Origin of the sequence: Variovorax sp. VNK109 (assembly GCF_049445855.1) — a bacterium.
GTDB lineage: Bacteria > Pseudomonadota > Gammaproteobacteria > Burkholderiales > Burkholderiaceae_C > JAGOCV01.
In genome coordinates, this window is the sequence record NZ_JBMSDV010000002.1 from 250,733 (window position 1) to 271,663 (window position 20,931).

Sequence of the window (20,931 nt, forward strand, 5' to 3'; positions counted from 1 at the left end):
CCCGCCAGTCGGGGCTTCTTCGCAAATGAATCCGAAAAGGAGCGAATGCAATGAATGAACTGCCCAACCCGACCTTCCCGCTGTCGCCGGCCCGCCTTCCCAGGGGGTCACTTCATCCAGGCGGCGCTCAACAAGCTGAAGCTGGGCGGGGCGGCATTTCCGTGGCCTGGGCGCGGCACCAGGACGAAGTCCGCGCGGCGCAGCGCCTGAGGTTCGACATCTTCGCGGGCGAAATGGGCGCCCGGCTGGACACGCCGTTGGCCGGCCACGATGTCGATCTGTTCGATGATTACTGCGAACACCTGATCGTGCGCGACGCCGAAGGCGGCGAAGTCATCGGCACCTATCGCGTGCTCACACCCGCACAGGCAAAACGCGTGGGCAGCACCTACAGCGATACCGAGTTCGACCTCACGCGCCTTCGCAGCCTGCGCGAGCGCATGGTCGAGCTGGGCCGCAGCTGCGTGCATCCGGATCACCGCCAGGGCGGTGTCATCCTTGCGCTGTGGGGTGCGCTGGCCGAATTCATGGTGCGCAACAAGCTGGACACGATGATCGGCTGCGCGAGCATCCCGATGCTGCACAACGGCGTGGTGAGCGGCGATGCCGCAGCAAGCATCTGGAACCAGCTCAAGCAGACGCACATGGCGCCGATCGAGCACCACGTGCTGCCGCGCCTGCCGCTGCCGATCGAGCAACTGGACAGTACGCTGCCGGTGGAGCCGCCCGCGCTGATCAAGGGTTACCTGCGACTGGGCGCGCGCGTACTCGGCGCACCCGCGTGGGACCCGGACTTCAACACCGCCGATCTGCCCATGCTCATGCGCATCGCCGATCTGCCGCCGCGCTACCGCAAGCACTTCCTGGGGGCCGCATGAGGGCCGGGCCCGCGGCTTTCGATCCGCTGGGCCCGTGGGCTGCGGGTCTGCAGGGTGGTCTCGGCGATGAGGCTGATGTGGTCGATGACGCCGCCGACGCACACGACGGCGAGCCGCGTTGCCGCTACCGCACCATCTTCATCTCGGACCTGCACATCGGCACGCCGGGCTTCCAGGCCGAGGCGCTGCTGGACTTCCTGAAGGCACACCCGAGCGACTACCTTTATCTGGTCGGCGACATCGTGGACGGCTGGCAACTGCGCCGCCGCTGGTTCTGGCCGCAGGCGCACAACGACGTCGTGCAGAAGCTGCTGCGCCGCGCGCGCAAGGGCTGCCGCGTGATCTACGTGCCGGGCAACCACGACGAATTCGCCCGCGCCTTCACTGGCAACGCCTTCGGCGGTGTCGAGGTGCTTGAAGAGGCCGTGCACGTCACCGCCGATGGCCGCAAGCTCTGGATCATCCACGGCGACTACTTCGATGGCGTCATCCAGTGTGCCAAGTGGCTTGCTTACCTGGGCGACAACCTCTATGAGTTCACGCTGCGCCTGAACCGTCACCTGAACTCGATGCGGGCGCGCCTTGGCCTGCCGTACTGGTCGCTCTCGCAGTACCTGAAGAACCGGGTGAAGACGGCGCTCAACTACGTGACGGACTTCGAAGTGGCTGTCGCCGCCGAGGCACGTCGTCGTGGTCATCAGGGCGTGGTGTGCGGGCACATCCACCGCGCGGAGATGCGCATGATCGACGGCACGCTGTACTGCAACGACGGGGACTGGGTGGAGAGCCGCACGGCGCTGGTGGAACACTTCGACGGCCGGCTTGAACTGCTGCAATGGGGCGAGGCGAAAGCCGAACCCATCCACGCCTACGCCGACCCCGTCACGCTGGAAAAGGTCAACGCATGAAGATCGCGCTTGTCACCGATGCCTGGCAACCGCAGGTCAATGGCGTGGTGACCACGCTGGTGGAACTGGTGCGCGAGATCCGGGCTGCGGGGCATGAGGTGTCGGTCATCGAGCCCGGGCAGTTCCGCACGCGGCCGTGCCCGGGCTACAAGGGCATCGATCTGGCGATCCGCCCGGGCAAGCAGGTGGCACGCATGCTGGACGAGATCGCCCCTGACGCGATCCACGTGGCGACGGAAGGCCCGCTGGGCTGGGCGGCGCGTGGACATTGCAGGAAACGTGGCTGGCAATTCACCACCGCGTTCCACACCAGGTTCCCCGAAATCCTCCATGCGGCGGCGAAGATTCCGCTGTCGTGGGGCTATGCGCTGTTCCGGCATTTCCACAGCGCGTCGTCGGGTGTGATGGTGCCCACGCAGGGCGTGCTGCGCATGCTGGAACAGCGGGGCTTCCGCAACCTGCGCAGCTGGACGCATGGGGTGGATACGAATCTGTTCAGCTTCTCGGAACGACCGGCCGCGCATGACGAGCTGGATGCATTGACGCGCCCCGTGTCACTGTTCGTGGGCCGCGTGTCCTACGAGAAGAACATCGAGGCCTTCCTGTCGATGGATTTTCCCGGCACCAAGGTGGTCTGCGGCGTCGGGCCGCTGGAGGCGAGCTTCAAGCAGCGCTTCACGGATGTGCGCTGGATGGGTGTGCTGCCACGCGAAAAACTGGCGAAGGTGTACGCAGCGGCCGATGTGTTCGTATTCCCCAGCCGTTCCGAAACCTTCGGCCTCGTGATGCTCGAGGCCATGGCTTGCGGCACACCGGTGGCGGCCTATCCTGTGGACGGCCCGCTGGAAGTGCTGGGTGACGGGTCGGGCCGGGTGCTGGGCGGCGTGCTCCATGAAGACCTGCAGGCGGCCAGTTTTGCGGCGCTGGGCGTGTCGCGGCACGAGGCGAGGGCGCGTGCGCTCGATTTCAGCTGGCAACAGGCGACGCAGGTGTTCATCGGACATCTGGTGGACGCGCGGGGTGGGTTGTCACAGAATCGTCACACGGATGACAGGGTTGTCACATCACTGTCATCCAGCCGCTGAACACTGTCATCCATGTTGACCCCGCCCGTTCCCGTGGCTTCGGAAGTCGCGGCCCGCGCAGTCCTGCCCGGCGGGCAGGCCGTGCGCTTCCTCGACCGTGATCACAGCATCCTCGCGTTCAACGAGCGTGTGCTCGATTCGGCCCGCCGCGCCGAGGTGCCACTGCTCGAGCGCCTGCGCTACCTCTGCATCGTTTCATCCAACCTCGACGAGTTCTTCGAGGTGCGCGTTGCACCGCATCTGACTGCCGCGCAGGCCCGTGACAGCAAGGGCCTCTACACCACGGACTCTTATGCGGGGCTTTCCACCGCAGCGCATGAGCTGGTGGCCCGGCAATATGCGCTGTTCAACGACGAGCTGATGCCGGCGTTCGAGAAGCACGGCATCAAGATCGTCTCGCACGGCGAACGCAATGCCGCGCAGCGCCGCTGGGTGCATGAGTATTTCGAACGCGAGGTGCGGCCGCTGCTGGTGCCCGTGGGGCTCGACCCGGCGCACCCGTTCCCGCAGGTGGCCAACAAGTCGCTCAACTTCATCGTGCGCCTGTCCGGCCGCGATGCCTTCGGTCGCGAGAACGAGATTGCCATCGTGAAGGTGCCGCGCGTGCTGCCGCGCCTCATCCGCCTGCCGGAGAAGGTGTCGGGCAAGCGCACGCTGCTGGTGTCGCTCTCCAGCATGATCCGCTCGCACCTGGCCGAGCTCTTCCCCGGGCGCGAAGTGGGGCAGTTCTCGCAGTTCCGCGTGACGCGCCATTCCGACCTTGCGGTGGACGAGGACGACGTGCGCAACCTGCGCACCGCCTTGCGCCAGGGGCTGCAGCAGCGCCACTACGGTCAGGCGGTGCGACTCGAAGTGTCGTCGGGCTGCTCGGATTTCCTGGCGAACTTCCTGCTGCAGCAATTCAACCTGCCGCATGAGGCGCTGTACCGCGTGCACGGGCCGGTGAACCTGGTGCGCCTTCGCCAGCTGATCGACCTGGTCGATGCGCCGCATCTCCTGTTCCCTGCGTGGACGCCGGCCTGGCCGGTGTCGCTGACGCCCGGGCAGTCATTCTTCGAACGCTTGCAGCAGGGCGACGTGCTCATCCACCAGCCCTACGAAAGCTTCGATGCCGTGCTGGCGTTCCTGCGCGAGGCCGTGAACGACCCGCAGGTGCTGGCCATCCGGCAGACCATCTACCGCACCGGTGCCGATTCCGAACTCATGGAGCTTCTGCGCGAAGCCGTGCGCCGCGGCAAGGAAGTGATGGCCGTGGTCGAGTTGAAGGCGCGCTTCGACGAGGAAGCCAACATCAACTGGGCCGAGCAGCTCGAATCGATCGGCGCGCAGGTGGTGTACGGCGTGGTGGGCCTCAAGACGCACGCGAAGATGCTGCTCGTCACGCGGCGCGAAGGGCGGCATCTCAGGCGCTATGCGCACTTGTCTACCGGCAACTACAACCGCGTCACTGCGCGGCTGTACACCGACCTGAGCTACCTGACTGCGGATACGCAACTCACGTCGGACGTCGAACAGGTGTTCGTTCACCTCGCGAGCCAGAGCCGCCTGCCGAAGTTGCACAAGCTGTGGGTGGCGCCGTTCCAGCTGCACCGCCGCACCATCGAGAAGATCGATGCACTGACGGCCGCCGCGACGGCAGGGCGCAGCACGCGCATCGTCGCGAAGATGAATGCGCTGACCGACGACGCGCTCATGCAGGCGTTGCTGCGCGCGGGCCGCGCGGGCGTGAAGATCGACCTCATCGTGCGCGGCGCGTGCATGCTGCCGGCACGTGTGCCGGGCCTGACCGACAACATCCGCGTGCGCTCGGTCATCGGTCGCCTGCTCGAGCATTCGCGCGTGTTCTATTTCCGCGATGGTGACGACGAAGAACTGATGCTTTCCAGCGCCGACTGGATGAACCGCAACATGCTGCGCCGCGTGGAACTGGCCTGGCCTGTCACCGATCCGCAACTTCGCCAACGCATCATCGACGAGTGCCTGGTGGCCTATCTGTACGACGGCCACGACGCGTGGGACCTCGGGCCCGATGGCCAGTATGTCCGCGTCGGCAAGGACGGGGGTAAGGGCGAAGGGAAGTATCCCAGCGCGCAGGCGGCACTGATGCAACGCTATGCGCCGCGCGGCGGCTGAAACCGGGCAAAGGAGTGCGGATGGACCTGATTCTCTGGCGCCATGCCGAGGCCGAAGAATGGAAAGAGGGCTGCAACGATCTGGAGCGCTCCCTCACATCACGCGGCGAAAAGCAGGCCGCGCGCATGTCGCAGTGGCTCGACCGGCAGTTGCCTGAAGGCGTGCGCATCCTCTGCAGTCCGGCGCGGCGCACCGAGCAGACCGTGCTGGCGCTGGGCCGCAAGTACAAGCTGCGCAATGAACTCGCGCCCGATGGTACGGTGGAACAACTACTCGAACTCGTTCAATGGCCTTCGAGCCGCCAGACCTTCCTGGTCGTCGGCCACCAGCCGTTGCTGGGGCAGACGATTTCTCAGCTGGTGGGGCTGAAGGAAGAGGAGTGCACCGTGCGCAAAGGCGCCGTCTGGTGGCTGCGCCTGCGCGAGCGTGCGGGCGTGCAGCAGACCGTGGTGGTCACCGTGCAGTCGCCGGAGCTTCTCTGAGCAGGGATCCGATCAGTCCTTGCCCGGACGGCCGGTCTTGATGGCCGGCACCTTGGCCAGCGCCTGCAGGTAGGCCAGATCGGACATGGCGGCCAGCGCAGCGACACCGGCACGCAGGATCTCGCTCTTCTTCGCAGGACGCGTCAGGCGCTCTGCGCGTTCCTTCAACGCCTGAAGCACGACGTATTCGGTCTTGGGGATGGTGAAGCTGTCGCGCACGAGCTTGGGCTTGCGCGGCTTTTCGGCCTTTTCGGTTTTCACCGGCTTGGCGACCTTTGTGGGTTTGGCCGCCACCTTGGCTGCGGGCTTCGCTGCGGCCTTGGCGACCGGCTTTACTGCGGGCTTGGCAGCCACTTTCGTCGGCGTGGCTTTGGCGGCCGGCTTCGCAGCCACGGCTGCTTTGGTCTTCGCGACGGATTTCAGGGGAGTCTTCTTTGCAGTTGCCATGACATTGCTTCTCGGAATAAACGATATAAACAATATATACAGTTTCCGGAAAATCATCTACCGCGACCCCGTGGGTTCGCCGTGAATGATTTCTCGAAGCTCAGGGCAGGTTCAGAGAGAACAGGCTCGGCGTCTTCTGCCAGGCCTGCACTTCTTCGCGCAGCAGATGCGCCGATTGCGGATAGGCCTGTGCCCAGCCCGCGCGTCCTTGCAGGCTGGTGCCGTCAATCGCCGTTTCCAGCTTGAAGCCCTTGAGATCCGGGTCGCGGCGTGCATGGCACAGCAGCACGGCCAGGCGCAGCGCGAGCAACTGGTGCACGAACACGTCGTCGGTGAAGTCGGCTTCGAGCTTGCGCAGCTTGCCGCGATGGCCCAGCACCAGCAGGCTCAGGCGATGCAGTTCGGGCAATGCGAAGCCGGGCGCGTCGGCGTTGTCCAGGATGTACGCGCCGTGCTTGTGATAGTCACTGTGCGAGATCTGGCAGCCCACTTCATGCAGGCGCGCGGCCCAATGCAGCTTGCGCAAGTGACGCTCGGTGTCAGCCGCCGTGGCCTTGGTGCTCGCGCGGATCTGCGTGAACAGTTGCGCGGCCACCTGGTCCACACGACGCGCCTGCGCCATGTCCACACCGAAGCGCGTGGCCAGCCGGTCCACCGTGGTGGAGCGCGCGTCGGTCCGGTCTTCCTCGCGGTCGATCAGGTCATACAGCACGCCATGGCGCAGTGCGCCCTGCGCAGCGGCCATCTCTTCGATGTCCAGCAGCTCGAACACGGCGCGCAGCACGCTCACGCCGCCGGCGATGACGGGGCGGCGGTCGTCCTTCAGGCCTTCGAGCCGCACGCGGTCGGCGCTTTGCGCGCGCAGCAGCCGCTCCACCAGCCACTCCAGGCCTTCACGCGTCACGCGGCCTTCGGGGAAACCGTTCTGCCCGAGGATGTCGGCCACCGCGCCCACGGTGCCGGACGAACCATAGGCCACGTCCCACAGGTGGCTGGCGTAGGCATCCAGCGCTTCGTCGAGCACGGCCTTGGCCGCGACGTTCGCGGTGTGGAAAGCCTGCGGCGTGAACTGGCCCTGCGCGAAATACTTCATCGACCAGGCGACGCTGCCCACGCGGTAGGACTCCATCACGCGGGCTTCGAGACCCTGGCCGAGGATCATCTCGGTGGATCGGCCGCCGATGTCCACCACCAGGCGGCGCTCGTCGGACTGCGGCAGCAGGTGCGCGACGCCCTGGTAGATGAGGCGCGCTTCTTCACGGCCGGGAATCACGTCGATGGGAAAACCCAGCACCTGGTGCGCGCGCTTGAGGAATTCGTCGCGGTTGCGCGCTTCACGCAGCGTCTGCGTGGCAACGGCGCGCACCTGCGAGCGCTTGAAGCCGGCGATGCGTTCGCCGAAACGCGCCAGGCAGTCCCAGCCGCGTTGCATGGCTTCGGGCGTGAGGTTGCGCGCTTCGTCCAGGCCATTGCCCTGGCGGACGGTTTCCTTGAGGTATTCGGTGCGGTGCACCTGTCCGTGATCGAGTCGCCCGATCTCGAGGCGGAAGCTGTTGGAGCCGAGATCGACTGCGGCGAGGAGGGTACCGTTCTGCATGGAGGATGGATTGTGGCGCTCCCGGGATGGTAGCCGCTCGCAATCCCTCGCGCGCGAACGTGGGGCGAGCACAGCGCTCATCCGAGCAGCCGTCCGTCCATCGTCAGCATGCTTTGCGTCACGTAGCCGCTGCCGCGCCGGCGCGCGTCGTAGCTCACATGGAAACCGTTGAGGTCGACGTCGCTGCGCCTGGCGAATGCGGCCAGCGCCAACTGGCGCGTGAGCGGTGCTTCCACCGACGACAGCACGGTGTAGGTGTAGCGCGCGGCGATGAAGCCGGCCAGGCTCTGCGGCGTGGGTGCTTCGTCGAACAGGCGGGCCAGCGTCTCGCGATAGGCGCGCACGAGCGGCGAGCTTGCGGTGATCACCGGTACCGGCTGCGTGACGATGACGGGCGTGTTCCGCGGCATGCCCGCCTGGGCGAGCGTTGCGAGGTTCACGTCAGCCAGCGCCACGATGAACTGCTGGCGGCTGCTGGCCTGCCGTGCAAACCCCTGGCAGAAACGGACCAGCTCGGGTGTGCCTCCCACGAACAGCACGATGGTCGGCAGCGCGTTCGGTGCCACATCCGCCGGACCCAGCCGTAGCGAACGCAGTGGCAGCTTCATCGCGGCGGCGGTGCGTTCCACGTCGCCGCGGTAGAGCGAATGGTCGAGCTCGGTGGCATAGACAGCGCCGATCTCGGGAACGCCCATGAGCGAAAGGGACCGGATGGCGTGCGAAATCTGCTCCTGCCGGCCCGCGAAGATGGGGAAGGTCCGGCTGTCGACATCGGCCCCGCTGTTCTGGAGCCAAGGGGCCACGTGCGGCAGCGAAGCACCTTCCTGCCGCAGCAAGTCGCTGACCAGCGTGGCCATGCGGTGGCCGGTCGTGCCGGACAAGGCGATGCACGCGCCGTTCTCGCGCAGCGGCTGCCACGCGCCCTTGATGGCCTCGGTGCTGCCGTCGAGCTCCACCGTCAGGTGCTGGACCGGGCGGCCCTGCAGCCCGCCGCGCAGGTTGATGTCCTGCCAGGCCGCTCGGGAGCCGGCCAGGAAGTCGCGCGACACATCCTGCTGCTCGGCCGACATGTCGGCCAGCTGGGCAATGACCAGCGGCTTGCCGCTGGGGGTCGCGGTGGATTTGCCCGACTGGGCCAGAACGGGGAGGGCGGCCAGGGCGGGTGTGGCCGCCAGGGCCGCAGCGCCAAAAGCCTGCAGCAGGCGACGTCGCTGCAGGCCGGGGCCGGATTCAGGGAAAAACATGGGGAAGGGGGCGGACGTTGCCGCCGGTACATCAGGTGGCACGACTCTAGGGGCCATCCGTGACGGTTCCGTGAAAACTCCGTGACACCCCATTTGTGTCACGCCAGCGTCACAAATGGTTTTTACAGTCGCCGCAAGTCCTCAAAAGTTTCCTCTCCTTTCATCCAAACCAAAGGTGTCCTGATGCAAATGATTTCCAAGATTTCCCTGGTGGCCGCAGCCGTCCTGTCCATGTCCACGCTGGCACAAGCCCAGGACGTGACGGGCGCTGGCGCCTCCTTCCCCGCACCGGTCTACGCCAAGTGGGCTGACGCCTACAACAAGGCCACCGGCACCAAGGTGAACTACCAGTCGGTGGGTTCGGGCGCCGGCATCAAGCAGATCCAGGCCAAGACCGTGGACTTCGGCGCGACCGACGCTCCCCTGACCGACGAACAACTGGCCAAGGACGGCCTGGTCATGTTCCCCACCGTGATCGGTGGCGTGGTTCCCGTCGTGAACATCAAGGGCGTGCAACCCGGCCAGCTCAAGCTGACTGGTGCCGTGCTGGCCGACATCTATCTGGGCAAGATCGTCAAGTGGAACGAAGCGCCCATCGCCTCGCTGAACCCGGGCGTGACGCTGCCCGACGCACCGATCGCCGTGGTCCGCCGCGCTGACGGTTCGGGCACCAGCTTCGCCTTCACCGAGTACCTGACCAAGGTCAGCCCCGCCTGGGCCAAGGACGTGGGCACCGGAACGGCCGTGAAGTGGCCCACCGGCGCGGGCGGCAAGGGCAACGAAGGCGTCTCCGCTTTCGTGATGCGCCTGCCGGATTCCATCGGCTACGTCGAATACGCCTACGCCAAGCAGAACAAGATGTCGCACGTCGCCCTGCAGAACGCGGACGGCAACTACGTGCAACCGGACGACGCCAACTTCAAGGCCGCGGCCGCCGGCATCGACTGGTCCAAGTCGTTCTCGCAGAGCCTGACCAACGCCAAGGGCAAGGATTCGTGGCCCATCTCCACGGCCACCTTCATCCTGGTGTACGCCAAGCCCGAGAAGCCGACGCAGACCGCCGCCGCGCTGAAGTTCTTCGACTGGGTCTACACCAACGGCGACAAGGCTGCCATCGATCTCGACTACGTGCCGTTCCCCGACAACGTCAAGTCCATCATCCGCACGTCGTGGGGCAAGGTCGTGGGCGCCGACGGCAAGCCGGTGGCCTACAAGTAATCGGGCACCCTTCGAACCATCACAACGCGGAACAACCAAGTGTCTTCGGCACTCCCCGCAGAACAGGCGCCGGACCTCTCGGTCCGTGCGCAGGGCCGTCCCATGACAACCCCTCCTTCTTCATCCCCGGCGCGGTCCGGTCCCATGGCCGACCGCCTGTTCGGCTGGGCCGCCAAGGGTGCGGCGCTGCTCACCCTGGCGCTGCTCATCGGCATCCTGCTGTCGCTCATCGCAGGTGCATGGCCGGCCATCGTGAAATACGGTCTCGGTTTCCTCACCAGCGCGGAATGGGATCCGGTGCAGGAAGAATACGGCGGCCTGGTCATGATCTATGGCACGCTCGCCACGTCTTTCATCGCACTGCTGATCGCGGTGCCCATCAGTTTCGGCATTGCGCTGTTCCTGACCGAACTCTCGCCCGGCTGGCTCAAGCGCCCGCTGGGCACCGCCATCGAACTGCTCGCCGCAGTGCCGTCCATCGTGTACGGCATGTGGGGCCTGCTGGTCTTCGGGCCCATCCTCTCCGCCTACGTACAGCAGCCGCTGCAGAAGCTGCTGACCGGCGTGCCCTACCTGGGTGCGCTTGTCTCCGGCCCGCCGGTGGGCATCGGCATCCTGTCGGCCGGCATCATCCTTGCGATCATGATCATCCCGTTCATCGCTTCGGTGATGCGCGACGTGTTCGAAGTGACGCCCGCGCTGCTCAAGGAATCGGCCTACGGCTTGGGCTCCACCACCTGGGAGGTCGTCTCCAAGGTCGTGCTGCCGTACACCAAGGCCGGCGTCGTCGGCGGCATCATGCTCGGCCTTGGCCGTGCACTCGGTGAGACCATGGCTGTCACCTTCGTGATCGGCAACATGAACCAGCTGAATTCGCTGTCGGTTTTCGAAGCTGCCAACAGCATCACCTCGGCACTCGCCAATGAATTCGCGGAAGCCGGCACTGGCATGCACCAGGCCGCGCTGATGTACCTGGGCCTCGTTCTGTTCTTCATCACCTTCGTCGTGCTGTCGCTGTCCAAGATCCTGCTGGCTCAACTGCGCAAGAGCGAAGGAGCGAAGTCATGACCACCGGTGAGCGCCTTCTCGCTGCGGCCGACATGTCGCGCATCCGCCAGGCGAAGTACGCCAGACGCAAGATCGTCAACCAGGTCGCGTTGACGCTGTCGCTCGCTGCCATGGCCTTCGGCGTGTTCTGGCTGATCTGGATCCTGTGGGAAACCGTCCGCCTTGGTGTCGGCGGCCTCACCATGGCCACGTTCACGCAGATGACGCCGCCACCCAACGAAGTCGGCGGCATCGCCAACGCGATTTTCGGATCGTTCCTGATGGTGGGCCTGGCCACGTTCGTGGGTACGCCCATCGGCATCATGGCCGGCATCTATCTGGCCGAGTACAACCCCAAGGGCTGGCTCGCCTCGGTGACCCGGTTCGTGAACGACATCCTGCTGTCGGCACCGTCCATCGTGATCGGCCTGTTCGTCTATGCAGTGATCGTCGCGCGTTTCAAGAGCTTCTCGGGCTGGGCGGGTGCCATGGCGCTCGCGCTGATCGTGATTCCCGTCGTGATCCGCACCACCGAAAACATGCTGCAGCTCGTGCCCTCCGGTTTGCGCGAAGCGGCTTACGCACTGGGTGCGCCGAAGTGGAAGGTCATCCTGTCGATCACGCTGCGCGCCGCACGCGCCGGTGTCGTCACGGGCATCCTGCTGGCCGTGGCACGCATCTCGGGTGAGACCGCGCCTCTGCTGTTCACTGCGCTGTCCAACCAGTTCTGGACGTCCAACCTGGGCGAGCCGATGGCCAGCCTGCCGGTGACCATCTTCAAGTTCGCGATGAGCCCGTACGAGAACTGGCAACAACTGGCCTGGGCCGGTGTGTTCCTGATCACCGTCGCCGTGCTCGGCCTGAATATCCTGGCCCGCGTGCTGACCCGCGGAAAGTTATGAACCACCCCCGAAGCGCCTGCGGCGCTTCCCCCTCGAGGGGGCGCTACAAGCGGGCCGGCGAAGCCGGCTCCGCGGTGGCCCTCGAATGGAGAACTGAATGAACCCATCTGCTACTACCACTGTCGTGACGCCTGCGCCGAAGATCGCTGTGAAGAACCTGGACTTCTATTACGGCAAGTTCCATGCGCTCAAGGGCATCAACCTGAACATTCCCGAGAAGAAGGTCACGGCGTTCATCGGGCCTTCGGGGTGCGGCAAGTCCACGTTGCTTCGCACTTTCAACCGCATGTTCGAGTTGTATCCCGAACAGCGCGCAGAAGGCGCCATCGAACTGGACGGCGAGAACCTGCTGATCAGCAAGCAGGACGTTGCGCTCATCCGCGCCAAGGTCGGCATGGTGTTCCAGAAGCCCACGCCGTTTCCGATGTCGATCTACGACAACATCGCCTTCGGCGTGAAGCTGTTCGAGAATCTCTCGAACGCCGACATGGACGACCGCGTGGAATGGGCCCTGAAGAAGGCCGCCCTGTGGAACGAAGTGAAGGACAAGCTCAACCAGAGCGGCTCTGGCCTCTCTGGCGGCCAGCAGCAACGTTTGTGCATTGCGCGAGGCATCGCCATCAAGCCCGAAGTCCTGCTGCTGGACGAACCCTGCTCGGCCCTCGACCCGATCTCCACTGCCAAGATCGAAGAACTCATCGCCGAGCTCAAGAGCGAATACACGGTGGTCATCGTGACCCACAACATGCAGCAGGCCGCACGCTGCAGCGACTACACCGCCTACATGTACCTGGGCGACCTGATCGAATTCGGTGCGACGGAACAGATGTTCTTCAAGCCGCAGCGCAAAGAGACCGAAGACTACATCACCGGAAGGTTTGGATGACACCCCCGAAGCGACCTTCGGTCGCCTCCCCCTCGAGGGGGCAACACCAACGGCCTGGCCAAGCCAGTTCCATGGTGTTCTCGGCAAGTCAATCAATCAGGAGTTCATATGCCAGATAAACATCTTTCCACGCAGTTCGACAGCGAACTCAACAGTGTTTCTTCCCGCGTCATGGAACTCGGGGGCATGGTCGAGTCGCAGATCGGCCTGGCCATCTATGCGCTGTCGCAGTTCAGCGCCGAGGCCGCCGACCAGGTGACCGAGATGGAACACCGCGTCAATGCGGCAGAGATCGAGATCGACCGCGAGCTTTCTTCCATCATCGCGCGCCGCCAGCCGACCGCGCGTGACCTGCGCCTGCTGATCGCCATCTCCAAGACCACCGCCAATCTCGAGCGCGTGGGCGACGAGGCGAACAAGATCGCGCGCATGGTCAAGTCCATCATCGAAAGCGGCAATGCACGCTCGCTGCCGTCCACCGACCTGCGCGTCGCGGCCGACCTGGCCTCGGGCCTGCTGCGCAAGGCGCTGGACGCGTTCGCGCGGCTTGACACCGCCGCAGCCGTCAGCATCCTCAAGGAAGACGACCTGATTGACCGCGAGTTCGATGGCTTCGTGCGCAAGCTCATCACGTACATGATGGAAGATCCGCGTACGATTTCCGCCAGCCTGGACCTGCTGTTCCTGGCCAAGGCGATCGAGCGGATTGGCGACCATGCCAAGAACATTGCAGAATTCATCATCTACATCGTCAAGGGCGCCGATGTCCGGCACACTTCGATGGAGGAAATCGAGTCGGCCGTCCAGTAAATGAAGCGTCACCCCAGAGTCCTGATCGTCGAAGATGAATCCGCGATTGCAGAGCTGATCGCGGTCAACCTGCGCCACAACGGCTTCGACCCCATCTGGGCGGAAGACGGCGATTCGGCGCAGCGCGAGCTCGACGCCGTGCTGCCCGACGTCATCCTGCTCGACTGGATGCTGCCGGGCCAGAGCGGCCTGCAGTTGGCGCGCAAGTGGCGCGGCGACGCACGCACCAAGGTCATTCCCATCCTCATGCTCACTGCGCGCGGCGACGAGCCGGACAAGGTGGCGGGGCTGGACGCGGGCGCCGACGACTACATCACCAAGCCGTTTTCCACGCAGGAGATGCTGGCCCGCATCCGTGCCGTGCTTCGCCGCCGTGCGCCCGAGCAGGTCGGCGACAGCGTGACCATCGGCGCGCTGGTGCTGGACGCGGCAACGCACCGCGTGTCGTGGGAAGGCCAGCCGCTCAAGGTCGGGCCGACCGAATTCAAGTTGCTCAACTATCTGATGAAGCACGCAGAGCGCGTGCACAGCCGCGCGCAGCTGCTCGACAAGGTGTGGGGCGACCATGTCTTCATCGAAGAGCGCACCGTGGACGTCCACGTCAAGCGGCTGCGTGAATCGCTGGGCGAAGCGGCCCGCATGGTGGAAACCGTGCGCGGCGCGGGTTACCGGCTGACCTCGCAAGTCTCCTCCCTTTAAGGGCTTGTCAGCGCTCCGTGCCCCAGGCGTGCCGCGCCGATAATGGTTCCATGCTTCTGCGCCTCGCCTCGTTCCTGATCGTCGTCATCGTCTCTGCCTTGCTGGCGTGGCTGCTGGGCGACTGGCGCTGGGAGATTGCTGCGGCCGTTGTTGCTGCCGTCATCTGGGTGGCGGTGGACGGCTGGCGCGCATCGCGCGTGCTCGAAGGCCTGCGCAGCGAGCCGCCGAGCTTCCCGGTGCGTGCGGGTTTCTGGGGCGATCTCTCGGAGCGTGTGCGCCGTCTCATGCGCACGCGCGAGCAACAGACGCAACTGGCGGAAACCCGCCTCCAGGAATTCCTGGCAGCCATCCAGGCCTCGCCCAGCGGCGTGGTTCTGCTCGACGAGCAAGGGCGCATCGAATGGTGCAACCAGACCGCAGCGCAACATTTCGGCGTCGATGCACAGCGCGACGTGATGCAGCACGTAGGCAATCTCGTGCGCGATCCGGTGTTCGCGGCCTACCTTGCGTCCTGGAACTACAGCCGTGAGGTCGTGTTGAACGGCCCGCCGGGCACCACGTCCGGTGGCGGCGCGCACCCGTTGCGGCTGTCGGTGCAGGTCCATCCGTATGCCGGCAACCGGCGTCTGCTGCTGTCGCGTGACATCACCGCGCTGGAGCAGGCCGACGCCATGCGCCGCGACTTCGTGGCCAACGTGTCGCATGAAATCCGCACGCCGCTCACGGTGCTGGCCGGCTTTGTCGAGACCATGCAGACGCTGCCGCTGTCCGAGGCCGAGCGCTCGCGTTATCTCGGGCTGATGGCGCAGCAGTCGCAACGCATGCAGACGCTGGTGAACGACCTGCTGACGCTCTCGCGCCTGGAAGGCAGCCCGCCACCGCCGACGGGGCAATGGATATCCGTGCGCTCACTCATGGCGCAATGCGAGGAAGAGGGCAAGGGTCTGTCGCAGGCACTCACGCCGCAGGGCCACCAGTTCGGCTTCTCCGGCGGCGAGGGTGTGGAAGTGGCTGGTGCCTTGCCCGAGCTGCAGAGCGCCATGTCCAACCTGCTGAGCAACGCCATCCGCTACACGCCGGGTGGTGGGCGTATCCAGGTCACGTGGCGCACTTTGCCCGATGGCCGTGCCGAATACTGCGTGCAGGACTCGGGCCCGGGCATCGCGGCAGAGCATATCCCGCGCCTGACCGAACGCTTCTATCGCGTGGACCGCAGCCGTTCGCGCGAGACCGGTGGCACCGGGCTGGGCCTGGCCATCGTGAAGCACGTGGTGCAGCGCCATGGCGCAGAGCTGCGCATCGAGAGCACGTTGGGTACGGGGTCCAGTTTCTCGATCGTGTTCCCGGCGGCGCGCGTGCGCGCGGCGTTCAAGACGCCTGCGGTCTCTGCTTTGCCTGCGGGCTAAACTGACGGGGTCATGGCACCCCCGCCCATCGATTTCGAACCCGTTGTTGCCGCCAACGATTCGGCTGTGCCTGAGGTCTGCGCCGTCGCCGTGCGCGCGCTGTGCGAGTTCACCGCCAAGGCGGGCGATCTGGACTTGCGGTTCACGCCGTCACCCACCGCTGAAGACGGAATCCTCGGCCACAAGCTTGTGGCGTCGCGGCGCAGCGGGGACTACCAGACGGAACTGACGCTCACCGGGCAGTGGCGCAACCTGCGCATCCGCGGGCGGGCGGACGGGTATGACGCGACGGCGAACCGGCTGGAGGAAATCAAGACCTACACTGGCGATCTGGCTGCAATGAAGGCGAACCGCCGCGCGCTGCACTGGGCGCAGGCGAAGGTGTACGGCTGGTTGCTGTGCGAGAAGCTGGGGCTGGCCGAGCTGAACGTGGCCTTGGTGTACTTCGACATCGTCACGCAGGAAGAAACGGTGCTGGGCGAACTGCACACAGCCCCGGCCTTGCGCGCGTTTTTCGAACAGCAATGCGAGCGCTTTCTCGGCTGGGCCTTGCAGGAATCCGCGCATCGACGCGAGCGGGATGCAATGCTGGCCAGCCTCGCGTTCCCGCATGCGACGTTCCGCCCCGGACAGCGCCAGCTCGCCGAAGCCGTGTACCGCACCGCAGCCGGTGGACGTCGCCTGCTGGCGCAGGCACCCACCGGTCTGGGCAAGACGGTGGGCACGCTGTTTCCCTTGCTCAAGGCGATGCCAGGGCAGCGGTTGGACAAGCTGTTTTTCCTTGCGGCCAAGACGCCGGGCCGTCGGCTGGCGCTGGATGCGCTGGGGCTGCTGACCGCACGCAAACCGCTGCGCGTGGTCGAACTCGTCGCACGCGACAAGGCGTGCGAACACCCGGAGAAGGCTTGCCACGGTGACTCGTGTCCGCTGGCGAAAGGCTTCTACGACCGCCTGCCCCAGGCACGCCAGCAGGTGGTGGAGCAACAGGCGACCGGCCGCGATGAATTGCGCGACGTGGCGCTCGAGAACGGCGTCTGCCCCTACTACCTGTCGCAGGAGATGGCGCGCTGGGCCGACGTGGTGGTGGGCGACTACAACTACTACTTCGATGCGAGCGCGATGCTGCACGCGATGGCGCAGGAGGGCGAATGGCGCACGGCCATCCTGGTGGACGAGGCGCACAACCTCGTCGAACGCGCCCGCAGGATGTACTCGGCCGAGCTCGATCGCGCATCGCTGTCGGCAGCGAAGAAGGCCGCGCCCGCGCCATTGAAGAAGGCGCTGGACAAGCTGGCTCGCGCGTGGGCCGAGGTCACGCGGGACCAGGTCGAGACGTATCGGGTCCACGACACGATTCCCCAGCGCTTGCGCAATGCCTTGCAGCAGGCGTGCGCGGATTTCGCGGAGCACGAAGGCGCGGCTGCGGAGCCGACGGATGTGGCGTTGCAGGAGTTCTTCTTCGACCTGCTCCACTTCTCGCGCATGGCCGACGAGTTCGGCGCGCATTCGCTGTTCGACGTGACGCTGGCGCAGGCCGGCAGCACGCCTTCTGCACGTGTGGACTCGACCCTTGCGATCCGCAATGTCGTGCCGGGCCCTTTTCTGGAGGACCGGTTCGCGCACACGCATTGCGCGGTTCTTTTTTCCGCCACGCTCAACCCGACGGACTACTACACCGACCTGCTGGGTCTGCCGGACAACACGGTGGCCATCGAGGTGGAGTCGCCGTTCCGGGCCGAGCAGTTGCGCGTGCAGGTGGCGCGGAACATCTCCACGCGCTATGGCGACCGCCAGCGCTCGCTGGCACCTGTCGCGGCGCTTATGGCGCGACAGTTCCGCGAGCGGCCAGGCAATTACCTCGCGTTCCTCAGCAGCTACGACTATCTGGAGCAGGTGGCTGACGCACTCGCCGCGCACGCGGGCGACATCGAGATCTGGCGGCAGTCGCGCAGCATGGGCGAGGCCGCGCGCGACGCGTTCCTCGCGCGCTTCGTCGACGGTGGGCAGGGCATCGGCTTCGCCGTGCTGGGCGGTCCGTTCGCCGAAGGCATCGACCTGCCCGGCGACCGGCTGGTGGGCGCGTTCATCGCCACACTGGGCCTGCCGCAGGTGAACCCGGTGAACGAGCAGATGAAGGCGCGCATGCAGACCGTGTTCGGCGCGGGCTACGACTACGCCTATCTCTACCCGGGCTTGCAGAAGGTGGTGCAGGCTGCCGGCCGTGTGATCCGCACGCCGGATGACGTCGGCGTGATCCACCTGATGGACGACCGTTTCGGCCGGGCAGAGGTGCGTAACCTGCTGCCGGCGTGGTGGCGGGTCCTTACTTGAAGCCCACGCGGTCCAGCATCTGCTGCACCTTGGTCTGGTTGGCACCGACCTTGCCGATGGGAATGGTTTCGCTCTTGAACGAACCGCCGGTCATGACCTCCAGCGCCGGGTTGGTCACCTTCACGCCCTTGGCCGTGGGCCATTCGTTGTTGCCGTTGGCGAAGTAGTTCTGCGCTTCGGGGCTGGCCAGGTACTCCAGGAACTTGATGCCGTTGTCGCGGTTCTTGGCGTTCTTCGCCAGTGCGCCGCCTGCGATGTTCACGTGCGTGCCCCACGTTTGCTGGTTGGGGAACACCACGGCCACCTTCTCCATGATCGCCTTGTCCTCGGGCTTGCCGGAACGCATGATGCGCGCGAGGTAGTAGCTGTTGGTGACGGCAATGCCGCATTCACCGGCGGCCACGCCCTTGATCTGGTCCGTGTCGCCGCCCTTGGGGGCACGCGCCATGTTGTCCACCAGGCCCTTGAGCCAGGCTTCGGCCTTCTGCTCGCCCATGTGCTCGGTCACCGCGCCGAACAGCGACAGGTTGTACGGATGCGAACCGGAACGGATGCACAGCTTGCCCTTGTTCTTCGGGTCGGCCAGCTCCTCGTAGGTGTCCACGTCTTCCTTTTTCACCGACGCCTTGTCGTACACGATGACGCGCGCACGGGTCGAATAGCCGAACCACAGCGAGCTGCCGTCGGCTGCGCGGCCATGCAACTGCGCAGGAATGGCGTCGTCCAGCGCCTTGGATTTGACGGGCTGGAACAGGCCATCCACTTCGCCCTTGTAAAGGCGCGCTGCATCGACGAGCAGAATCACGTCGGCGGGGGAGGCCGTGCCTTCGGCCTTCAGGCGGGCGAGGATGCCGGCGTCGTCGGAGTCCACGCGGTTGACCTTGATGCCCGTGGCCTTGGTGAAGTTGCTGTACAACGCTTCGTCCGTGCTGTAGTGGCGCGCGGAATACAGGTTCACCACCTGCTCCTGGGCCGACGTGGCGCCTGCGGCAAGCAGCAGGGCGCCGGCAATGTACGGGAATGTTGCGGGCATGAGAGCGGGCATTGAAAAGCCTTCCTTTTGTTGAATTGACTGTCGATCCGGATGCGCGCGCAATACTAAAACAAATGAAAATCATTCTCGATAAAAACCGCAGGATTTGTAGAGTTTTCGCCGGTGCGCTGCTGCTGGTCGCGGCGCTTTTACAGGGTTGCGCCAATGCGCCAGTGGCGTCCGGCCCGCCGACGGCGGTGCCGCCAACTCCCGTCGAAGCCGTGCGCAAGCCGGCGCGCATCGGGCTGGCGCTGGGCGGTGGCGCGGCGCGCGGCTTCGCGCACGTGGGCGTGATCCAGGCGCTGGAGGAAGCGGGCATCAGGCCGGACTTCGTCGTGGGCACGTCGGCGGGCAGTCTCGTGGCGGCGCTCTACGCAAGCGGGCGCAACGGCACGCAACTGCAACAGGTGGCCGAGGCGATGGAAGAGGCCGCCCTCACGGACTGGACGCTGCCGCTCTTCAGCCGCGGCATGTTCCGTGGCGAGGCGCTGGCGCGCTATGTGAACGCACAAGTAGGCAACCGGCTCATCGAAGACATGCCGCTGCAGCTCGGAATCGTCGCCACCGATCTGCAGAGCGGGCAGGGCATCCTGTTCCGGCGGGGCGACACGGGCACGGCGGTGCGTGCCTCGAGCGCCGTGCCGGCGGTGTTCCTGCCGGTGCGCATCAACGGCCGCGAGTATGTGGACGGCGGGCTGGTCGCCCCGGTGCCGGTACGGTACGCACGCCAGATGGGTGCGGACATCGTGATTGCGGTGGACATCTCCGCGTCCCCTGAAGGCAATTCGGCGGCCGACACCATCCAGTTGCTGCTGCAGACTTTCGCCATCATGGGCCGCAGCATCAACGGCTACGAACTGCAGGACGCAGACGTGGTGATCCGCCCGTCGCTCACGGGCGTGGGCGGGGCGGACTTCCGCACTCGCGCCCGTGTGATCGAGGCCGGCCGGGTTGCCATGCGCCAGCAGGCGCCGCAGCTCAGGGCGCTGATCGAGGGCTGGGGCCGCAAGTAGCCGCAGCGCACGGACAGAAAAAAAAGGCCTCATCTTTCGATGAGGCCCTTGAAGGGATCCCTGAACCCGAGAGGTTCCGAGGGGACCCGAGGAGACAACCGGTCAGGCTCTGCTCAGCGCTTCTTGGCGGCAGGTGCCTTGGCGGCGCTGACGGCGGTGGCCGCAGCGGCGTTGAAATTGGCTTCGGCCATGTCGGTGGCCTGCTTCACGGCCTTCTGCATGGAGTCCAGAGCGTTGTTGGCGGCGGTGACGGCGCTCTTGAACACGGCGACGGCGGTTTCGGAGCCGGCCGGTGCGTTCTTGGCGGCGCTGTCGACCATGCCGACGAAAGCCTTCTGCGTTTCGGCGGCCTTGCCTTCGAAAGCCTTGCCGAATTCAGCGCCCGTGCTGGACGTGATGTCGTACAGGTGGCGGCTGTAGGCGGCGGTCTTCTCGGCCAGGGGCTGGAAGAGGGCGGCTTGCAGGGCCAGCAGTTCCTGTGCGTCCTTCACGCCCATGGCGGCTTGCGTGGTGCTGGCAGCGTCTGCCAGGGCAGCCTTGGAGGCGGTCACGTTCAGTTCGATCAGCTTTTCCATGCCTTCGAAGGCCTTGCTGGTCAGGCCGAACAGCGTTTCGATATTGGCTTTGTTCGAGGCAACAACTTGTTCTGCAGTCAACGACATCTCTAGCTCCTGGTGGTGGTGATGGTGGATCGGCGCTGAACCGACCCAAAGCCGTTCTCAGCTTTGTTGCGGTGCAGCATGAACTGGATTTTAGGCACCGACACGCCGATTACAAGCCCTTTTTGTTGCGGTGCAGCAAATTAGAAGTGG

General features: G+C 65.5%; 19 protein-coding genes. 14 read left to right on the forward strand and 5 right to left on the reverse strand.

Annotated elements, in window-relative coordinates:
- The first annotated feature begins 50 nt into the window (after positions 1-50).
- The 5 genes from ACO2Q9_RS08725 to ACO2Q9_RS08745 are packed head-to-tail and all read left to right on the forward strand — an operon-like array spanning position 51 to position 5,486.
- Positions 51-878, forward strand: a complete 828-nt coding sequence (locus ACO2Q9_RS08725; protein ID WP_423310305.1) for a GNAT family N-acetyltransferase — start codon at positions 51-53, stop codon at positions 876-878.
- Complete coding sequence (locus tag ACO2Q9_RS08730; protein ID WP_423310308.1) at positions 875-1,786, forward strand: UDP-2,3-diacylglucosamine diphosphatase; 912 nt, start codon at positions 875-877, stop codon at positions 1,784-1,786. The genes ACO2Q9_RS08725 and ACO2Q9_RS08730 overlap by 4 nt, the downstream gene beginning before the upstream one ends.
- A complete protein-coding gene (locus tag ACO2Q9_RS08735) occupies positions 1,783-2,871 on the forward strand; it encodes a glycosyltransferase family 4 protein (protein ID WP_423310310.1) in 1,089 nt (362 codons plus the stop codon). The genes ACO2Q9_RS08730 and ACO2Q9_RS08735 overlap by 4 nt, the downstream gene beginning before the upstream one ends.
- 12 nt (positions 2,872-2,883) lie before the next feature.
- Positions 2,884-5,004, forward strand: a complete 2,121-nt coding sequence (gene ppk1 / locus ACO2Q9_RS08740; protein ID WP_423310312.1) for a polyphosphate kinase 1 — start codon at positions 2,884-2,886, stop codon at positions 5,002-5,004.
- 20 nt (positions 5,005-5,024) lie between these two features.
- Positions 5,025-5,486 carry a SixA phosphatase family protein gene (locus ACO2Q9_RS08745; protein WP_423310314.1) on the forward strand — a complete coding sequence of 154 codons (462 nt, stop codon included), beginning with the start codon at positions 5,025-5,027 and terminating at the stop codon, positions 5,484-5,486.
- A gap of 12 nt (positions 5,487-5,498) precedes the next feature.
- Here the strand turns inward: ACO2Q9_RS08745 and ACO2Q9_RS08750 are convergent, their stop codons facing one another.
- The 3 genes from ACO2Q9_RS08750 to ACO2Q9_RS08760 form a co-directional block, all read right to left on the reverse strand.
- A complete protein-coding gene (locus tag ACO2Q9_RS08750; protein WP_423310316.1) occupies positions 5,499-5,933 on the reverse strand; it encodes a hypothetical protein in 435 nt (144 codons plus the stop codon).
- A gap of 100 nt (positions 5,934-6,033) precedes the next feature.
- Positions 6,034-7,530, reverse strand: a complete 1,497-nt coding sequence (gene ppx, locus ACO2Q9_RS08755; protein ID WP_423310318.1) for an exopolyphosphatase — start codon at positions 7,528-7,530, stop codon at positions 6,034-6,036.
- 77 nt (positions 7,531-7,607) lie between these two features.
- The gene (locus ACO2Q9_RS08760; RefSeq protein WP_423310320.1) at positions 7,608-8,774 is read right to left on the reverse strand and encodes an ABC transporter substrate-binding protein; all 1,167 of its coding nucleotides are present in this window, start codon (positions 8,772-8,774) and stop codon (positions 7,608-7,610) included.
- Between the two features lie 183 nt (positions 8,775-8,957).
- Here ACO2Q9_RS08760 and pstS point away from each other — a divergent pair, with 183 nt between their 5' ends.
- From pstS to ACO2Q9_RS08800, 8 genes are all read left to right on the forward strand, one after another.
- Positions 8,958-9,992, forward strand: coding sequence for a phosphate ABC transporter substrate-binding protein PstS (pstS, locus tag ACO2Q9_RS08765; protein ID WP_423310322.1), 1,035 nt, complete (start codon positions 8,958-8,960; stop codon positions 9,990-9,992).
- Positions 9,993-10,094: 102 nt separating this feature from the next.
- Positions 10,095-11,060, forward strand: coding sequence for a phosphate ABC transporter permease subunit PstC (pstC, locus tag ACO2Q9_RS08770; protein WP_423310324.1), 966 nt, complete (start codon positions 10,095-10,097; stop codon positions 11,058-11,060).
- Entirely contained in the window at positions 11,057-11,941 is an 885-nt protein-coding gene (gene pstA / locus ACO2Q9_RS08775; protein ID WP_423310326.1) for a phosphate ABC transporter permease PstA, read from the forward strand. Before pstC ends, pstA begins: the two co-directional genes overlap by 4 nt.
- A 97-nt stretch (positions 11,942-12,038) precedes the next feature.
- A complete protein-coding gene (gene pstB / locus ACO2Q9_RS08780) occupies positions 12,039-12,827 on the forward strand; it encodes a phosphate ABC transporter ATP-binding protein PstB (protein ID WP_423310328.1) in 789 nt (262 codons plus the stop codon).
- Positions 12,828-12,935: 108 nt separating this feature from the next.
- Entirely contained in the window at positions 12,936-13,637 is a 702-nt protein-coding gene (gene phoU / locus ACO2Q9_RS08785; RefSeq protein ID WP_423310330.1) for a phosphate signaling complex protein PhoU, read from the forward strand.
- On the forward strand, positions 13,638-14,336 hold the full coding sequence (phoB, locus tag ACO2Q9_RS08790; RefSeq protein ID WP_423310333.1) for a phosphate regulon transcriptional regulator PhoB: 699 nt from the start codon (positions 13,638-13,640) through the stop codon (positions 14,334-14,336).
- 50 nt (positions 14,337-14,386) lie between these two features.
- Positions 14,387-15,742, forward strand: a complete 1,356-nt coding sequence (phoR, locus tag ACO2Q9_RS08795; protein WP_423310335.1) for a phosphate regulon sensor histidine kinase PhoR — start codon at positions 14,387-14,389, stop codon at positions 15,740-15,742.
- Between the two features lie 12 nt (positions 15,743-15,754).
- Positions 15,755-18,073 (forward strand): ATP-dependent DNA helicase, encoded by a 2,319-nt coding sequence (locus ACO2Q9_RS08800; protein ID WP_423310337.1) that lies wholly within the window; start codon positions 15,755-15,757, stop codon positions 18,071-18,073.
- Here the strand turns inward: ACO2Q9_RS08800 and ACO2Q9_RS08805 are convergent.
- Complete coding sequence (locus ACO2Q9_RS08805) at positions 18,066-19,106, reverse strand: extracellular solute-binding protein (protein WP_423310339.1); 1,041 nt, start codon at positions 19,104-19,106, stop codon at positions 18,066-18,068. The two genes, ACO2Q9_RS08800 and ACO2Q9_RS08805, sit on opposite strands and share 8 nt — an antisense overlap.
- A 74-nt stretch (positions 19,107-19,180) precedes the next feature.
- Here ACO2Q9_RS08805 and ACO2Q9_RS08810 point away from each other — a divergent pair, with 74 nt between their 5' ends.
- Entirely contained in the window at positions 19,181-20,119 is a 939-nt protein-coding gene (locus ACO2Q9_RS08810; RefSeq protein WP_423310341.1) for a patatin-like phospholipase family protein, read from the forward strand.
- A gap of 113 nt (positions 20,120-20,232) precedes the next feature.
- Here the strand turns inward: ACO2Q9_RS08810 and ACO2Q9_RS08815 are convergent, their stop codons facing one another.
- The gene (locus ACO2Q9_RS08815) at positions 20,233-20,781 is read right to left on the reverse strand and encodes a phasin family protein (protein WP_423310343.1); all 549 of its coding nucleotides are present in this window, start codon (positions 20,779-20,781) and stop codon (positions 20,233-20,235) included.
- Positions 20,782-20,931 lie beyond the last annotated feature (150 nt).

What these genes read in the sequence shown, in the direction of transcription:
- ACO2Q9_RS08735 (WP_423310310.1), top strand. Translation starts at nt 1,783, where the DNA reads ATGAAGATCGCGCTTGTCACCGATGCCTGGCAACCGCAGGTCAATGGC.
- phoR (WP_423310335.1), top strand. Translation starts at nt 14,387, where the DNA reads ATGCTTCTGCGCCTCGCCTCGTTCCTGATCGTCGTCATCGTCTCTGCC.
- ACO2Q9_RS08815 (WP_423310343.1), bottom strand. Translation starts at nt 20,781, where the DNA reads ATGTCGTTGACTGCAGAACAAGTTGTTGCCTCGAACAAAGCCAATATC.
- ACO2Q9_RS08730 (WP_423310308.1), top strand. Translation starts at nt 875, where the DNA reads ATGAGGGCCGGGCCCGCGGCTTTCGATCCGCTGGGCCCGTGGGCTGCG.
- pstA (WP_423310326.1), top strand. Translation starts at nt 11,057, where the DNA reads ATGACCACCGGTGAGCGCCTTCTCGCTGCGGCCGACATGTCGCGCATC.
- pstB (WP_423310328.1), top strand. Translation starts at nt 12,039, where the DNA reads ATGAACCCATCTGCTACTACCACTGTCGTGACGCCTGCGCCGAAGATC.
- ACO2Q9_RS08800 (WP_423310337.1), top strand. Translation starts at nt 15,755, where the DNA reads ATGGCACCCCCGCCCATCGATTTCGAACCCGTTGTTGCCGCCAACGAT.
- ppk1 (WP_423310312.1), top strand. Translation starts at nt 2,884, where the DNA reads ATGTTGACCCCGCCCGTTCCCGTGGCTTCGGAAGTCGCGGCCCGCGCA.
- ACO2Q9_RS08810 (WP_423310341.1), top strand. Translation starts at nt 19,181, where the DNA reads ATGAAAATCATTCTCGATAAAAACCGCAGGATTTGTAGAGTTTTCGCC.
- ACO2Q9_RS08725 (WP_423310305.1), top strand. Translation starts at nt 51, where the DNA reads ATGAATGAACTGCCCAACCCGACCTTCCCGCTGTCGCCGGCCCGCCTT.
- phoB (WP_423310333.1), top strand. Translation starts at nt 13,638, where the DNA reads ATGAAGCGTCACCCCAGAGTCCTGATCGTCGAAGATGAATCCGCGATT.
- ppx (WP_423310318.1), bottom strand. Translation starts at nt 7,530, where the DNA reads ATGCAGAACGGTACCCTCCTCGCCGCAGTCGATCTCGGCTCCAACAGC.
- pstC (WP_423310324.1), top strand. Translation starts at nt 10,095, where the DNA reads ATGACAACCCCTCCTTCTTCATCCCCGGCGCGGTCCGGTCCCATGGCC.
- ACO2Q9_RS08760 (WP_423310320.1), bottom strand. Translation starts at nt 8,774, where the DNA reads ATGTTTTTCCCTGAATCCGGCCCCGGCCTGCAGCGACGTCGCCTGCTG.
- ACO2Q9_RS08805 (WP_423310339.1), bottom strand. Translation starts at nt 19,106, where the DNA reads ATGCCCGCAACATTCCCGTACATTGCCGGCGCCCTGCTGCTTGCCGCA.
- phoU (WP_423310330.1), top strand. Translation starts at nt 12,936, where the DNA reads ATGCCAGATAAACATCTTTCCACGCAGTTCGACAGCGAACTCAACAGT.
- ACO2Q9_RS08750 (WP_423310316.1), bottom strand. Translation starts at nt 5,933, where the DNA reads ATGGCAACTGCAAAGAAGACTCCCCTGAAATCCGTCGCGAAGACCAAA.
- pstS (WP_423310322.1), top strand. Translation starts at nt 8,958, where the DNA reads ATGCAAATGATTTCCAAGATTTCCCTGGTGGCCGCAGCCGTCCTGTCC.
- ACO2Q9_RS08745 (WP_423310314.1), top strand. Translation starts at nt 5,025, where the DNA reads ATGGACCTGATTCTCTGGCGCCATGCCGAGGCCGAAGAATGGAAAGAG.